A 13,222-nucleotide genomic window follows, 5' to 3' on the forward strand; every position below is an offset into this window, starting at 1 on the left:
TGTTTTTACTATCGGCATCGGCCCGTTGCGGCCGGCGCCGCCCGGAATCGACGCACTTCGTGAGCGCTGCCATGTCCGACGCATCCCATACCCTCGGCTCGCAAGACCGCCTGGAGCTGCTTTGCTGGCTCACCTGCGGCAACCTCGGCGCGTTTTACCTCAACGAATCCTGGCCGGACGCCGCGTTCCAGGTCCAGGCCGCGCACCGCTGGCTCGACCGCCATCACCGCCAGGCCGACTGGCTCGCGGTCGCCAGGCTCGCGGCGCTCGCGCAGGACATCGCGAAGCGGCATGCAGGCTTCGTCGACGCGTCGTGGGCGCGCGACGCGGTCGAGGAAATCGTCGATACCGACGATCTCGACTATCGGGCCAAACTCGTGCAGTGGGTGTACGAGGACTGCTGCAAGGCGCTCGCCGACAAGCGGCTGGCCGATTGAGCCGCGCAAAGGCGGCATGAAACGTCAGGCAGCGTGATATCGCGGCGGTTTGACGACGCTCGACGGAGCGATTCCGCGCGGCGTCGCGGGGGCGGCAGGCGCACGACCGCCATTCCGTGTCGCCGCCCCGCGCGAAGCGTCATAGAATCGTCGTCGCCGGCCGAAAGGCCGCTGCGGCCCGACATCTCTCTCGAACATGAAGAACCCTCGCGTGGCGCTCGCCCAACGACTTCTGCTGATCGCCGGCGCCTCGATCACGCCGATGGCCGGCGCGGGTACCGCCGGTACCGCCGGTGCGGCACCCGCGGCCGCGGCGGCCGCGACCTGCGCCTCGCCTGCGTTCGACCGTTATCCGGCGCCGGCCGCCACCCGCGCGCCGCGCAAACCGGCCGGCGCGCCTCGGCTCGCCGGCAGCGAAGCGCGCCTGTACCGCACCGTCATTCGTGACGCATTCGCGCAACCGGCCAATTTTGCCGGCCACTACCGCGTCGCGATCTGGGGTTGCGGAACGGATTGCCGAAACTTCGCGATCCTCGACAAGAACACGGACGCGACGTACACGATGCCCGGCGTGACGGCCATCTCGGGCGTGATGGGCAACGACGACGAGCGCGTCGACTTCCGTGCCGGCAGCAGGCTGCTGATCGTCGCCGGCTGCTTCAACGACGATTGCGGCGACGGCCACGCGAAAGCGGCCCGCTTCTTCTACGAATGGACCGGCTCCCGGCTGCGTCCGGTCGGCACCTGCCCGCTGGCCATCGAGCCGGTTCAGTGAGCGAGCCTGGCAATCCATGACGTCCATTCACCTCAGTTTCGACGACGGCCCCGGCCCGTCGACGCCCGCGCTGCTCGACGTGCTGCGCGACGCCGCGTGCGCGGCGACGTTCTTCGTGCTCGGCCAGCACTTGCCACGCGCGCTCGACGTCGCGACGAGAATCGCGCGCGAAGGCCACCGGCTCGGCAATCACACCTATTCGCATGCGAGGCCGGGCGCGCTCGCGGACGCCGCACTGATCGACGAGATCGATGCAACCGATGCGCTGATCCGCGACGTCTACCGCCGCGCCGGCCTTGCCGCGCCCGACACGATCCCGCTGCGCCTTCCGTACGGGTTGATGCCGCACGACGATCGCGCGGCCGTGCTCGCGCGCCTGCGGCGCGAACACACCGGCTGGACCGCGATACTGGACGACTGGCAGCGGCCGCCCCCGTCACCCCAGGCGCTGTTCGACGCGATGTGCGCGCATGTCGACGCCCGCACGGCGCGGCAGCGCGACGTGCTGTTCTGCCTGCACGACGGGTCGCGGCATGGCGAAGCGCGGCCCGACACGGTCGAAGCCGTGCGCCTGTTCCTGAACCGGCGGCGCGCCGACGCGACGCCCCGCTAACCCGCGGGCACCGTCCCGTCCAGCAACTGGCGCCAGCCGCCAAGGAAACCGATCCCGGGCCCCGGCATCCACAGCCCGCGCTGCGCGGCCTCGAGATGGATCAGCGTCTGATCCGCGCAGAACAGCGTCATCAGCGCGTCGTGGTTGTCGCGCAGCCACGCCGGCGCCGCATCCGGCCGCGTCGCCGCATAAGCCTCCAGGCCGGCCGCCCATCGCCCGCGGTCGAACACGAAGCCATCGTCCCGCCCCGCATCGCGCGACAGCGCGAACGACGCAAAGGCCGCCTCGAGCCATTGCGCGCCCTGCCCCACGTCGTCGAAATCCAGCACGCCGTTCACCGCGTTGCCGACATACAGCAGGTTGCCCGCGTGATAGTCGCCGTGCAGCCAATGCACCGGCCCCGTCAACCACGATGCCGCCGCGTCGAGATGCATGCCGATCCGCCGGATCACCGTGCCGTAGTCGTCGCTCAAGCCGGCCGGCAGCGTCGGCATCGCGCGCGCCGCGACGCGCGCATGACGGGCCGACAGCCACGCCAGCGGCGCCGCTTCGCCGGCGGGTATCGCGGCCAGCGCCGCATGCAGATGCGCGAGCGTGCGCATCGCGTCGATCGCGCCCGCATGCGGGTCGTCCGGCAGGCCGGGACGGCCGTCGATATGCTCGAACAGATGCAACCAGCTTCCATCGGGCGTCTGCACGCCGGGTTGCGCGTCGACGGTCGGCCGCAGCCGCGGCAGCGCGGGCAGCGTCGACGCCGTGCGCGCCTCGCCGAGACGCGCGAGTATCGACGCCTCGCGCCGCATCTGCGCGACCGGCTTGCCGGACCACGACACGCGCAGCACCGTGCGCCCCGCATCGCCCTCGACGAGATACGTTTTGTTAGTATGGCCCGACGCCAGCGCCTGCAGGCGCGCCGGCCCGGTGTTCCAGTACCGGTGAAGCCACGATTCCAGCGTTATCACGTCACTCCTACTCGTTGCATCGACCATGTCAGAGCGTCCTTCGGCCCGCATGCGGGACATCAACATCGAATGGCTGACGCGCGCCGCCGAATTCGGCCATCTGTTCCAGACCCGCTGGCTCGGCGAGCGCTTCTTCCATCTGCCCGGCGACATGCTCGCGCTGCAGGAACTCATCTGGCGCGAGCGTCCCGACTGCATCGTGCAGACCGGCATCGCGGCGGGCGGCGGCGTGGTGTTCACCGCGTCGATGCTGGAGCTGGCGGGCACCGATGGCCGCGTCGTCGCGATCGAGCCGCGCCTGCGCGACGAGGTCCGCCAGCGCCTGCACGCGCACCGGCTCGCCCACCGCATGGTGCTGATCGAGGGCGAATCGTGCGCGGCCGACACGCTCGCGTCGGTGCGCGCGCAGATCGGCGACGGCGCGCGCGTGATGGCGATTCTCGATCTCACGCATACGCACACGCACGTGCTGCGCGAACTCGAATGCTATGCGCCGTTCGTGACGCCCGGCAGCTACGCGATCGTGATGGACACGATCATGGAGTACCTGCCCGAGTCGATGTTCGACGGCAAGCCGTACGGCCGAGGCAACAACCCGGCCACGGCCGCGCGCGAATTTCTTGGCCGCGACGACCGGTTCGAAATCGACCACGACATCGAGGACCGCGTGCTCATGACGCTGTCGCCAGGCGGCTTCCTGAAGCGAGTGCGCTGATCAGGCGGGCGGCTCGCGCCGAGCCGTCGCACGCGGCATAGCTGTTGCGGATCCGCGCCGCCTGCTCGCGCAACGATCCGGCACGCAACAGGCGTTCGAGCGCGTCGGTAATGGCCGCGACGCCGGCCTGCCGCAGATCGAGCACGCATCCCGCGCCGGCCCGCTCGACGAAATGCGCCGAATGGAACTGGTCGTTGCAGAACGGCGACAGCAGCATCGGCACGCCGCACGCGAGCGACTCCATCACCGAATTCGCGCCGCCGTGGCTGACGAACGCATGCGTGCGCCGCAGCAGCGCCAGTTGCGGCGCGTAACGTACCGCGATCACGCGTTCGTCGCCGGCAGGCAGCAGATCCGAATCGACCAGTTCGCCCACCGACAGCACCAGTTGCGCGGCCGTCGCACGCGTCGCGTCGATTACCTTCGCGAACACGTCCGGATGGTAGTAAAGCTGGCTGCCGAGCGACATGTAGGCGAGCGGGCGATCCGCGTCGAGGCGTTCCCATGGAAACACCGTCTCGTCGCCGCGCGGGCCCGACGGCATCGCGGGGCCGACCAGCTCGACGCCGGGCGGCGGCGCGCCGACGAGCGCGTCGGTCGTAAACGCGAGCGTCAGGTGCGGCGACAGCACGTCGCACCCGCGAAAGCGCGCGTCGAGGCCGTAGCGCGCGAACAGGCGCGTGCGTTCCGGTTCGAGCCATCGCACCGTGCGCAGCAATTCCGAATCGAGATCGTCCGGCAGCACCGGATTCAGCGAATTGGACATCGACACCCACGGCAGCCCTTCCAGCTCGGCGGCAATCGCCGCCGCATAGAGCAGCGGATCGATCACGACCACGTCGGGCTGCCATTCGCGCAGCACCGCGCGAATGCCGTCCACCTGCGCGGGCGCGAGGTCGATCAGCAGCGTGCGGATCCAGTGCCGCAGCCAGTCGGCGTCGCGAATGTTCGCGGCGAAGCTCGCGCCGCGCGACAGGTCGTGGCGCTCGGGCGTCTCGCGCGGCCCGACGAACGCGAAGTCGCCCGCGCCGTCGAGCTGCGCGCTGATGTCGGCCGGCGCATAGAACGCGACGTCGCAGCCGGCGGCGCGCAGATGCTGGGCCGGGCCGATGCACGGATTGACGTGGCCCTTCTCGGGCACCACGCAGAACAGGATGCGTTTCATGAGCGGCTCAGGTTGGGCGATGCGCGGCATCGCGGTGAAGGCGATCGAGATGATCGAGAAGCAGTGTCAGCGTCGTCCACAGCACGCGTTCGGTATCCGCCTGCAGCGTGGGCACGGCCAGGCCGAGCGTATCGGCCAGTGCCTGCGTGCGGTCGCGATCGAGCAGCGTCGCGAGATTCATCGCCGGCGCGAGCCGCCCGCGCTTGGGGCCGTGCACGAGACGGTCCGGCAGATTCAGGCGCGCACCGAGATCGCGCAGGCACTGCTTGTTCGGGTCGGGCGCGATGCTCGTCAGATGCGCGACGACGGCGGCATCGACGAACGGCGGATGCAGGTCGACCGAGGCCTCGTCGAACAGCGCATGGCACAGCGGCAGATAGTTGGCCGAGCGGTCGCGGCGCAAGACCTGATCCGCGCCGTCGCCGGTAATCGCCACCTCGACGCCGTCCGCCGCCATCGCGTCGGCCAACAGCAGCTTCGCGACCGGATGCAGGTTGAACATCGGTTCCTCGACCGCATGGGTCGTTCGCGGCAGCGCCGCGACGAAATCGGCCTCGTTCGCGCGCACGATCTTCACGTTCGCCTGCATCTGCGCGGCCAGTTCGAGCGCCGCGTCGCGTTCGCAGTAATCGGGCATGTCGGTCGCAAGGATGTAGGCCGTCACGTGCCGCAACGCGCCGAGTTCGCGCAGCAACGCGAGCAGCAGCGCCGAATCGAGCCCGCCGCTCAGCGCCAGCGCGACCCGCTTGCCGCTGTCGAGCGCGCGCTGCAGCGACGCGCGCAGCACGGTGTCGAGATCGGCTGGCCGTGGCCGCTCGGGCGCCGGCCGCACCGTCAGCCCTTGCGGCGACCGGGTCAATGCATGACCGGGCGGCACCGCGCGCACGTCGCGCAGCACGGTACGGCCGACGAGACGCTCGCCGCTCAGGTAGCCCGCGATGGCGGCCGCGTCCGGCGCGCCGGCCGGTTGCCCCGACGCCCGCAATACGGCGCGGATGCCGGATGCCGACACGCCGCTGCGCGGATGGTAGTACAGCCGATCGAAACCGAACGGGTCGCGCGTGCCGACGATCATGGATAACGAGCCTTCAAGGTGTCCACTTCAATGCGTTTCAGGATGCGATGCGGCGCCACCGGCGCACTGCCGCCCCGACAATGCAGGCATGCTTCGAGCGGCGTCTTGCGTTGCAGATACGCGAGCATCGCGTCGAGCATGCCGGCGTCGTCGCGCAGCGGCAGGCCGTCGGCCTGAAAGTCCTTCTCGCCCTTGTACAACGTATGGAAATGCGCGGGGCGCGTGCACGTGTAGAACATGCCGTCGCGAATCATATGGCAGCGCTCCCGGATCCAGCAATCGTGATAAAGGCGTCGGGCTTCGTCGCGATCCGTGCCCGGCTGTGCGCGGTTCATCGTCGTGAACACGTCCTGCACTTTCCAGTTCAGACGCACGTCGAAGCGTGCGGCCTGGCGCTCGACATGCGCGACCAGATCGGTGGAAAGCGCCGGCTTCGGATAGCGCGAGATCGTCAGCGCATCCACCGCTTGCCAGAACGCGTCGGGCATCTCGCCGAGTTTCAGGCCGTTCGTCGTGACCGAGATCACGGGCGCGATGCCGGTGCCGCGCGCGCGCTCGACGATTTCGACGAGCGCCGGATGCAGCAGCGGCTCACCGCCAACCAGCTTGAACATGCGCGGGCGCAACACCTTCGCGGCCTTGCGCAAATCGGCTTCGATCGATGCGGGGCTCGCATGCCACTCGGGCAGGAGCGGCGACAGCGAGCAGCATTCCGCGCAAGTGAGGTTGCAGTGATCGACGATATGCGCTTCCAGCGAGCGCGTCTGGACGCGTCCGTCCTCGACGCGGTAATCGCGATCGAGCGGCGGCGGAAACACGTGCTGCCGCTCGCCGGCGCGTGGCCGATTCGGGATCTCGTTCGGGCTCGTACTCACATCAGCTTCCTGCTTCCACGCAACGGGAAAAGAAATCGATCAGATGGTCACGCGCGTCCACCATCGCGGACGCCATCGTCACCGCGCCGTTCAGGTGCGACGCGAAGCGCGACGGATCGTCGAGCCAGCCTTGCACGACCCACAGCTTCAGCGCGTGCTGCAAGCAGGCGGCATCGACCGCCCATGCGATGTTTGCCGGGTTCACCGGCTGCACTCGCTGGTACGCACGCACGAACGCTTCCGCGCGGTCCGGCGCCTCCAGCGGCAAATGATTCAGGCCTCGCACCAGTTCGTATTCGCGCGGCGCACCGATCGATGCTTCCCAGTCGAGGATCAGCGGCGGCAGCGTGCCCGTGAACAGATAGTTGAACTGGTTGTAGTCGTTGTGAATGGGATGCTGCGGGTCGTCGGCCGGAAACGCTTCGATGCTGCCGGGATAGTAGCGGTCGAGCATGCGCAGCGCGAGATCGACGTAGCGGCGCAGGTTCGCGGAGGCGGCAGCGTTCGCATCGGCTCGATCGAGTGCCTCCAGCAGGCTGCCGCGTACCGCATCCGCGTCGATGGAGATCAGCCGCGCATGGATCGTGTCGAGCGACGGCAGATGCAGTTGTTCGAGACTCACGTGCAACGCGGCCAGACTGGCGCCGAGCGCATCCCATTCGGTTGTCGAGAACGTATCGTAGGTTTTGAATTGCCCGACTTCCCAGCGGGTCAGCATCGCATGGGAATTTTGTCCCGACCAAAGCGATGCGCCGGACGTCGTGCGCTTGAGCGTCTGCACATGGAAGCGCGTATCGACATGCGTTTCCAGATGTGCGAGGACGGTGGCTTCCTTGACCGCGCGCGCATGGTGGTCAAGCGCATAGCGCTTGACCGCCACGCCTGCGCTGCTGTCGGTCGGCAGATGCCACACCCGCTCGCTGACCTGCGTCGGCAGCCCGCCGCGGCCGAGCCCGTAGGCGTCGCGAATCTCGTCGAAGGTGGCTGCGAGCGAATCCATTCAGATGTGCTCGGCCGGCCCGTGCCGATACGGATGGCCGGTCAGGAACGTGTTGTGTCCGACGTAGCGCAGCTTGTACATCGCCGGTCGGAACAGCACCGACGGGTCGTTGTTCGCGATGCCGAGCAGCGGGTACAGGTCGCGCCGCACGAAGAACGCGTTGTTGCCCATGTCGTCGCAGCACACGAGTTCATAGCCCTTCTGCCTGCCGAGATGCACGAGCGATTCGAGGCTCGCGCCGTAATAGGTCGAGCCGTCCCATTCGTGGTCCGGATTGAAGCACATGACCCAGCGCTCGGGCGGCGTGTAGTACGGGTTGTATTCGATCACGACGATGCGCGGCTGGAACGCTTGCAGGCCGCGCCACACCCAGTAGTCGTTGCCGTCGATGTCGATCGACAGCAGGTCGAAGTCGGTCGGCACGTTCGCCTCGGTGAGCAACTGATCGACCGTGTCGGGCTGGACGCGATCGTGATGCAGGCGGACGCGCTCCGCACCGGCGTAGTGCGCGGCAAGCTTGCCGAACCGGTATGCGCTGCCTTCCACCAGTACGCCGGCCCAATCCTGTTCGCGCAGCAGCCGCGCGGTATTGCTGTTGCGCAGGCCGTCGCTCGCGCCGATATCGACGCAGAAGCGGTGGGTCGGCGCGATCCGCTCCATCAGGCGCGACAGGATGCCCTCCTCGGTGCCCTGCGCGTACAGGCTGGGCGCAAGGCCGGACAGGTCGAGCGGGAGAAGATGGTCCTGCATCGAGGGCGGCTCCGGGTGAAATGGGGAATGATGGGGGTGTTGGGTGGGTAATTTACCCGAAGTCGATCAAGCAGAGGAAACCGGCATGCGCGGCACGGCGGGGTTCGGGCGCGGCGGATATGAAAAAGCCCGCATCGACATGGCTGTCGATGCGGGCCCGTAGCACTTCCGGCGGTTCACTCCGTACGGTGATGCCCGACCTGGCCTCACGCCCGGAGGAAACCTCGGGGCACTTACTCCTGCCCTTGACTCGTCAGGAACTCCTCATAATTCCCGCCGAAGTCGAACAGCGTCCCGTCCGTACGCACTTCGATGATCCGGTTCGCCAGCCCGCTCACGAATTCGCGGTCGTGGGACACGAAAATCAGCGTGCCTTCGAACTGCTCGAGCGCGATCTGCAGCGACTCGATCGACTCCATGTCCATGTGGTTGGTCGGCTCGTCCATCAGCAGCACGTTGTGGCGGCCGAGCATCAGCTTGCCCCAGATCATGCGACCCTTCTCGCCGCCCGACAGCACCTTCACCGACTTCTTGATGTCGTCCGACGAGAACAGCAGGCGGCCCAGCGTGCCGCGCACCATCGTTTCGTCGTCGCCGTCCTTGCGGTACTGGTCGATCCAGTCCATCAGCGTGATGTCGTCCGGGAATTCCTCGTACGTGTCCTGCGGCATGTAGCCGACATTCGCGTTCTCGGCCCACTTCACCGTGCCGTGATCGAGCGGCAGGTTGCCGAGCAGCGAGCGCAGCAGCGTCGTCTTGCCCGCGCCGTTCTCGCCGATGATCGCGATGCGCTCGCCCGGCTGCACCGACAGGTTGAAGTTCTGGAAGATCGTGCGCTCGTACTTCTTCGTGATCTCTTCGGCGACCACCGCGACGTTGTGCAGCTTCTTCTCGAACTCGAAGCGGATGAACGGGTTCTGGCGCGACGACGGCTTGAATTCCTCGATCTTGATCTTGTCGATCTGCTTCGCGCGGCTGGTGGCCTGGCGCGCCTTCGACTTGTTCGCCGAGAAGCGGCGCACGAAGTCCTGCAGTTCGGCCACGCGCTCCTTCGCGCGGGCGTTCGCCGCGGCCTGGCGCTCGCGCGCCTGCGCCGATGCGAGCATGTAGTCGTCGTAGTTGCCCGGCCAGACCTTCAGCGTGCCGAAGTCCATGTCGGCCATGTGCGTGCACACCGAGTTCAGGAAGTGACGATCGTGGGAGATGATGATCATCGTCGAGTTGTACTCGTTGAGCGTGTGCTCGAGCCAACGGATCGAGTTGATGTCGAGGTTGTTGGTCGGTTCGTCGAGCAGCAGCACGTCCGGCTTCGAGAACAGCGCCTGCGCGAGCAGCACGCGCAGCTTCCAGCCCGGCGCGACGTCGGCCATCGTGCCGTTGTGGAACTTTTCCTCGATGCCGATGCCCAGCAGCAGCGCGCCCGCGCGCGCTTCGGCGTCGTAGCCGCCGTATTCGGCGAACTTGCCTTCGAGCTCGGCCGCGTGCATGTAGTCGTCGTCGGTCGCTTCCGGGTTCGCGTAGATCGCATCACGCTCGGTCATCGCGGCCCACATCTCGGTGTGGCCCATCATCACGACGTCGAGCACGCGCACGTCTTCGTACGCGAACTGGTCCTGGCGCAGCTTGCCCAGGCGCACGTTCGGCTCCAGCGCGACGTTGCCGGCGCTCGGCTCGAGGTCGCCGCCGAGGATCTTCATGAAGGTCGACTTGCCACAGCCGTTCGCGCCGATCAGACCGTAGCGGTTGCCCTCGCCGAATTTGACCGAGATATTCTCGAACAAGGGCTTCGGCCCGAATTGCATCGTGATGTTGGCAGTAGAAAGCACGGCAGGTCCCGTAAGAGAGAAATCGACGGAAAACCGTGTATTTTAGCAGGTGTCGGAGAAACTGCCGACCGCCCCGCCCCGGCAGCGCATTCCGGCCACGCCAGCCGGCCGCCCGGCGGCCCGTCAACACGACGGCACGCGCGTCACCGCCGTCCTACCGGAATCCCGCATGCTCGCCAGCCAGCTTCGCGAACGACTCGTCGGCGCGTGGCGCCTCGTGTCCTACGAAATCCGCCCGCGTGACGGCGGGACCATCACCTATCCGCTCGGCCGCGACGCGCGGGGCTGGATCCTCTATACGCCCGACGGCTACATGTCCGCGCAGCTGATGGCGGCCGGCCGCCCGCCTTACGCGGACGGCGACCTGCAGGGCGGCAGCGTCGAGGAGCGCGCGGCCGCGGCGCACGGCTACATTGCGTATTCAGGCCCCTTCAACGTCGACGACGACGGCACGTTGACTCATGAAATGGACGTCAGCCTGTATCCGAACTGGATCGGCAACGTCCAGCAGCGTGTCGTCAGCCTGGACGGCGACCGGTTGCAACTCGGCACCACCGCCCCGATCCGGATCGGCGGCCGGGAGGTCGAACCGGTGCTCGTCTGGGTCCGCGCGCGCCGCTGAACGCCCCCCGGCGGCGTCGCACAGCGGGCGCTCGAGCGCCGCAACCGCCCCGGCGCACCAGAGCAAGCCGCTCCGGCGGCTGAGCATCACTTGCCGGCCTTCTTGGCCGCCTTCTGCGCGGCCTGCGCCTTCATCTGCCCGAACAACTCGGAGCACGGCACGTCGCGGTTGTTGCTCGGCGCGATCAGCGGGATCAGCGCCGCGAACGGGTTGATCAGCCCGAGCCCGACCATCGCGCCGGCGCGCAGCGCGAGCGCGCCCGCATCGACGCCGACCTTCGGGTTCTTGAACGTGCCCTTCGCATACAACGGCGAGCGCAGCGAGAAGATCCGGAAGCCCTTCGTGTGCGGATGGATCTTCAGGTCGAGCGATTCGTCGCGCAGGTTGATCGGGCCGTCGACGTTGATCAGCGCATCGTCGGTATCGAGCGCGAAGACCTTCGGCTCGAGCATGCCGTCGTTCGCGACGAAATCGATCGCCGCGCAATTGATGTTGACGTCGCGCGTGCCGAACAGCTTCTCGTAGACGACGTTCGCGACGTTCAGGCCCGCGGCCTCCATCAGCAGGAGGCTGATGCGGCCGTTCGTGATGAGCGCCTTCACTTCGCCGGTCGACGTCCCGGCGAGCGCGGCCGGCGAATTGCCGGTCGCCGACAGCGACGCGTCGCCGTTGATCTCGCCGAGCGCGGTCTGCATCACCTTCTGAGTCGGGAACAGCTGCTTGAGCTTCAGGTGGCGTGCGCTCAGCGTGAAGTGCCCCTTGAGCGGCGTGCGGCTACCGTCGAGATGCGCGTTCGTCGCGAGCGTGCCGCCCGCGACGCCGAACTGCAGCGGCTCGAGCGTCAGCACGGCGTCCTGCAGCAGGATGTGCGTGTACAGGTTCGTAATCGGCAACTGCGGGCTCTTGATCAGCTTGCGGCCGGTGAACTTCACGTCTGCATCGATCGCGCTCCAGCGTTCGGTACGGAACGTCGCCACCGGCAGCACGCGGTCCGGCGGCTGGCGCGTCGTGTCGCCGCGCTTCTTCTTGCTCGCGGCCGAGTCGGCGCCGATCACCGGCGCGAGGTCAGAGAACTGCAGCAGGTTCGACACGAGTTCGCCCGACAGCTTCGGCCGCGGCTCGCGCTGCGCCCAGGTGAGCGTGCCGCCGAGATCGCTGCCGCCGACGCGGCCGTTGAAGTTCTCGTAGCGGAACGTGCTCGCGTTCGGCTTGAAGTTGCCGATCAAGCGCCCTTCGGTCGCGTAAGGCGGCGTATCGGGCAGCGTGATGCCGGTGAGCTGGTAAAGGTGCGACATCGACGTGCCCTGCAGCCACAGCCGCAGGTCGAGCGCCGCGAGATGCCTCGGGTCGGTCAGCGTGCCGACGATCGCGAGCCGCGTATCGCCGGCCTTCACGTCGGCCTGCAGCGGGAACGGCCGCGTCGCGTTCTCGATCGCCAGCACGCCACCCACCTTGCCGGTGCCGCTGACCGGCACGTTCTTGTAGCGGCCGTCGAACTTCAGGCCGAATGCATAGGTCGGGCCGGCGGGCTTCGCGGGCGCCGCGGCCCCGCTCGCGCCGGACGCGGCAGCCGCTGACGCGGAAGGAGCGGACGAAGCGGATGCCCCCGACGAACCGCCAGCAGCCGGAGCAACGACACTCGCCGCCGACGCACCCGAGGCCGCAGCCGCACTTGCCGCCGACGCGCCCGACGCGGCTTGCGCATCGACCTTCGCGCCCAGTTGCGCGGCGCCGTGCTTGCCGACGCGCTGCGCCGACGCCGCTCGCGACGTCTGCTCCTGCTCCTTCAGCACGTCGCCGAGCGGGATAGGCTGGCCGAGCGTATCGATCGCGACGGTCAGATCGGCCTTCGTGATCGCGTCGCGATACGTGACGGTGCCCTTCGCGAAACCGAAACTGTCGAGCCGCACCTTCCAGCGCGACGGCTGCGACGATTGCTTGAACTGGAACGTCCACGTATTGCTGCCGTCCGCGCGCCGCTCGAGATCGACGGCGGGATTCACGACGTCGATCGACGGGATCACGATTTCATGCGCGAGCAGCGGCAGAATCGCGAGGTCGAAGTGCGCGGCGTCGAGCGTGACGAACTTGGGCGCCTGCGCCCAGTCGGGATTGCCGATCTCGAGCTGCGTGGCGGAGAAACTCGGCCACGGCACCCATGCGCGCCAGCCGGTCTCGCCATCGGGACGACGCCAGCCGACCTTGAGATCGCCGTTGATCGCGAACGGACGGCCAAGTGCCGTACTCACCTGTTCGTTGACCCACGGTTTCGCGCGGTTCCAGTCGAACGTGAAGAGAAAGATGCCGGCCGCCGCGATGAGCACCGCGACGATACCGACGATCCATGCAGCCGATTTGCCGATGGTTCGGGCTAGCGTCATGGCGGTTCCGTTGTTGTTCTGAAGTG

13 protein-coding genes are annotated in these 13,222 nt (G+C 67.8%); 5 read left to right on the forward strand and 8 right to left on the reverse strand.

What is annotated here, in order from left to right:
• Window positions 1–71 precede the first annotated feature (71 nt).
• The 3 genes from CFB35_RS08835 to CFB35_RS08845 all read left to right on the forward strand — a co-directional run bounded on the left by CFB35_RS08835 (window position 72) and on the right by CFB35_RS08845 (window position 1,825).
• A complete protein-coding gene (locus CFB35_RS08835) occupies window positions 72–437 on the forward strand; it encodes a hypothetical protein (RefSeq protein WP_027784520.1) in 366 nt (121 codons plus the stop codon).
• A gap of 262 nt (window positions 438–699) precedes the next feature.
• The gene (locus tag CFB35_RS08840; protein WP_089464986.1) at window positions 700–1,212 is read left to right on the forward strand and encodes a hypothetical protein; all 513 of its coding nucleotides are present in this window, start codon (window positions 700–702) and stop codon (window positions 1,210–1,212) included.
• Window positions 1,213–1,228: 16 nt separating this feature from the next.
• A complete protein-coding gene (locus tag CFB35_RS08845; protein WP_089464786.1) occupies window positions 1,229–1,825 on the forward strand; it encodes a polysaccharide deacetylase family protein in 597 nt (198 codons plus the stop codon).
• Here the strand turns inward: CFB35_RS08845 and CFB35_RS08850 are convergent.
• Complete coding sequence (locus tag CFB35_RS08850) at window positions 1,822–2,787, reverse strand: phosphotransferase (RefSeq protein ID WP_089464787.1); 966 nt, start codon at window positions 2,785–2,787, stop codon at window positions 1,822–1,824. The genes CFB35_RS08845 and CFB35_RS08850 overlap by 4 nt on opposite strands.
• A gap of 25 nt (window positions 2,788–2,812) precedes the next feature.
• Here CFB35_RS08850 and CFB35_RS08855 point away from each other — a divergent pair, with 25 nt between their 5' ends.
• Window positions 2,813–3,502, forward strand: a complete 690-nt coding sequence (locus CFB35_RS08855) for a cephalosporin hydroxylase family protein (protein WP_089464788.1) — start codon at window positions 2,813–2,815, stop codon at window positions 3,500–3,502.
• Here the strand turns inward: CFB35_RS08855 and CFB35_RS08860 are convergent.
• The 6 genes from CFB35_RS08860 to CFB35_RS08885 form a co-directional block, all read right to left on the reverse strand.
• The gene (locus CFB35_RS08860) at window positions 3,459–4,667 is read right to left on the reverse strand and encodes a glycosyltransferase (protein WP_089464789.1); all 1,209 of its coding nucleotides are present in this window, start codon (window positions 4,665–4,667) and stop codon (window positions 3,459–3,461) included. The genes CFB35_RS08855 and CFB35_RS08860 overlap by 44 nt on opposite strands.
• Before the next feature lie 7 nt (window positions 4,668–4,674).
• Window positions 4,675–5,742, reverse strand: a complete 1,068-nt coding sequence (locus CFB35_RS08865) for an asparagine synthase-related protein (protein ID WP_089464790.1) — start codon at window positions 5,740–5,742, stop codon at window positions 4,675–4,677.
• On the reverse strand, window positions 5,739–6,617 hold the full coding sequence (locus tag CFB35_RS08870) for a radical SAM protein (protein WP_089464791.1): 879 nt from the start codon (window positions 6,615–6,617) through the stop codon (window positions 5,739–5,741). Before CFB35_RS08870 ends, CFB35_RS08865 begins: the two co-directional genes overlap by 4 nt.
• A gap of 1 nt (window position 6,618) precedes the next feature.
• Complete coding sequence (locus tag CFB35_RS08875) at window positions 6,619–7,617, reverse strand: phosphotransferase enzyme family protein (RefSeq protein ID WP_089464792.1); 999 nt, start codon at window positions 7,615–7,617, stop codon at window positions 6,619–6,621.
• Complete coding sequence (locus CFB35_RS08880; RefSeq protein ID WP_059583491.1) at window positions 7,618–8,367, reverse strand: FkbM family methyltransferase; 750 nt, start codon at window positions 8,365–8,367, stop codon at window positions 7,618–7,620.
• A gap of 233 nt (window positions 8,368–8,600) precedes the next feature.
• Window positions 8,601–10,193: an ABC-F family ATPase gene (locus CFB35_RS08885; RefSeq protein ID WP_060318733.1), complete on the reverse strand. Its 1,593-nt coding sequence runs from the start codon at window positions 10,191–10,193 to the stop codon at window positions 8,601–8,603.
• Between the two features lie 169 nt (window positions 10,194–10,362).
• On the opposite strand from CFB35_RS08885, the gene CFB35_RS08890 reads away from it, so the two are divergent.
• Window positions 10,363–10,815, forward strand: coding sequence for a lipocalin-like domain-containing protein (locus CFB35_RS08890; protein WP_089464793.1), 453 nt, complete (start codon window positions 10,363–10,365; stop codon window positions 10,813–10,815).
• An 86-nt stretch (window positions 10,816–10,901) separates the two neighbouring features.
• Here CFB35_RS08890 and CFB35_RS08895 read toward each other — a convergent pair whose 3' ends face one another.
• Window positions 10,902–13,196 carry an AsmA family protein gene (locus tag CFB35_RS08895; RefSeq protein WP_089464794.1) on the reverse strand — a complete coding sequence of 765 codons (2,295 nt, stop codon included), beginning with the start codon at window positions 13,194–13,196 and terminating at the stop codon, window positions 10,902–10,904.
• Between the last annotated feature and the right edge of the window lie 26 nt (window positions 13,197–13,222).

This window comes from Burkholderia sp. AU16482 (assembly GCF_002223285.1).
GTDB lineage: Bacteria > Pseudomonadota > Gammaproteobacteria > Burkholderiales > Burkholderiaceae > Burkholderia > Burkholderia semiarida.

Coding starts and splice junctions, on each gene's coding strand:
- CFB35_RS08835 (WP_027784520.1), top strand. CDS start 72: ATGTCCGACGCATCCCATACCCTCGGCTCGCAAGACCGCCTGGAGCTG.
- CFB35_RS08840 (WP_089464986.1), top strand. CDS start 700: ATGGCCGGCGCGGGTACCGCCGGTACCGCCGGTGCGGCACCCGCGGCC.
- CFB35_RS08845 (WP_089464786.1), top strand. CDS start 1,229: ATGACGTCCATTCACCTCAGTTTCGACGACGGCCCCGGCCCGTCGACG.
- CFB35_RS08855 (WP_089464788.1), top strand. CDS start 2,813: ATGTCAGAGCGTCCTTCGGCCCGCATGCGGGACATCAACATCGAATGG.
- CFB35_RS08860 (WP_089464789.1), bottom strand. CDS start 4,667: ATGAAACGCATCCTGTTCTGCGTGGTGCCCGAGAAGGGCCACGTCAAT.
- CFB35_RS08865 (WP_089464790.1), bottom strand. CDS start 5,742: ATGATCGTCGGCACGCGCGACCCGTTCGGTTTCGATCGGCTGTACTAC.
- CFB35_RS08875 (WP_089464792.1), bottom strand. CDS start 7,617: ATGGATTCGCTCGCAGCCACCTTCGACGAGATTCGCGACGCCTACGGG.
- CFB35_RS08880 (WP_059583491.1), bottom strand. CDS start 8,367: ATGCAGGACCATCTTCTCCCGCTCGACCTGTCCGGCCTTGCGCCCAGC.
- CFB35_RS08890 (WP_089464793.1), top strand. CDS start 10,363: ATGCTCGCCAGCCAGCTTCGCGAACGACTCGTCGGCGCGTGGCGCCTC.
- CFB35_RS08895 (WP_089464794.1), bottom strand. CDS start 13,196: ATGACGCTAGCCCGAACCATCGGCAAATCGGCTGCATGGATCGTCGGT.